Raw genomic sequence first — 1070 nt, forward strand, 5'->3', positions numbered from 1 at the left:
ATCACCTCGGCGAGCGGATGGCGGCGAAATCGTTCCTCGATGTCCGCGTCGGTGTGTTTGATGCGCTCATCGAGGTTCATCACCCCCTGGGCCAGTTCGGCGACCAATCCTGCACCGACGTCCTCACCGGCCAGGCGGACGGTCTGGGCCTTAGAGGCCGTCACCGCCGCTGCCGCGATCGTGGCAGCGTTGCGTACTCCCGCTGCCGCCAATACTTTGGTCAGCCGCGAAACACCGGTTCGGCGAATCGCTTTCGGTCGTTGGTAATGCGCCAGCAGCACTGCCCAACCACGGTCCTGGGTCAGCTCAGCGACGCGTTCGAGGGCCGGGCACACGGCCAGCAGTTGTTGGCGCAGCCGGTTGATGGTCCGGGTTCGGTCGGCGACCAGATCAGCGCGATGGGCGGTGAGCATCCGCAGTTCGGTGATCAGATCGTCGCCGGGACGCAGGACCGGAAGGTCCTCGCCGCGCATCCGGGATTGATCGGCGATGACCCGGGCATCTTTGGCATCGGTCTTGGACTCACCACCGCGGTAGGTGACCGAGGCCTGCCACACTTGCCGGCCCGCAAGGTACCGCACCGTCTTGCCGGCATCGGCCAGCACCGTCAACAGCAGGGCGGCAAACACGTTGCTCAAGTCCACTGTCCAGGACACCTCACCGGCGAGCTTGTCGATCTCGGCGACCAGGTCACGCATCGTGTGTTCATCGTTGACGACCTTGCGCGACAACACCACGTTGCCGTTGCCGTCCACGACGCACACCCAGTGGTGTTCTTTGCCGACGTCGACCCCAGCCCACACCTGGTCTTCGGCCATGGAACCTCTTTTCGCTTGTCTGCCAACAGGATCCCCACGGACAACCTCGCCGGCATTTCCTTAAACAAGCGATCACATCGCAGATCTCAATCAGCGGCCCGAGGAAGTCCAGGTGGGCCGGGCGGCCAGTCCTTTCAAGCCGCACCACCAGGCCGGCAAAGACCCCATGTCGACCTCACCCGACCCACCCGGGTCGCAGTTCAACGTAACCGTCACAACATCACGAAATAACTGCAACTACGAACTTAAGGA

1 protein-coding gene is annotated in these 1070 nt (G+C 63.2%); it reads right to left on the bottom strand.

What is annotated here, in order from left to right; translation table 11 throughout:
- Positions 1 to 818: IS110 family transposase (locus ACJH7A_RS30645; protein WP_406803336.1), on the bottom strand; the 818-nt coding region annotated here is incomplete at its 3' end.
- Positions 819 to 1070: the final 252 nt, after the last annotated feature.

It is taken from the genome of Mycobacterium sp. SMC-17, from assembly GCF_045310915.1.
Taxonomy (GTDB): Bacteria; Actinomycetota; Actinomycetes; order Mycobacteriales; family Mycobacteriaceae; genus Mycobacterium.